This window comes from Corynebacterium sp. TUM25020 (genome assembly GCF_056388495.1).
Genome location: NZ_JBWJFG010000023.1, coordinates 1 through 256, shown reverse-complemented (window position 1 = coordinate 256; position 256 = coordinate 1). Strand labels below are relative to the sequence as shown.

1 pseudogene is annotated in these 256 nt (G+C 54.3%); it reads left to right on the top strand.

From position 1 onward, the window contains the following. A pseudogene (locus tag AC05K6_RS10180) lies at positions 1–256 on the top strand (IS1249 family transposase); the annotation flags it as partial.

Genomic DNA, 256 nt, shown 5'->3' with positions numbered 1-256 from the left:
ACCAACAACCATCGACCCCGACAACCTTGCAGCAACAACAAACAGCCTCGAAGGTGGCATCAACGCCCCCATAAAAGAACTAGCCCGCAGACACCGCGGACTATCACTACCGCATCAACGCACAGTGATGGATTGGTGGCTGTATCTACATACAGAAGTCCCTGACGATCCGGTCAAGATCGCCAGGGACCAACGATGGGGTCAAGACGCACTTTCCACAGCAACAGACCTGATCACCCACAACACCACAGCCACT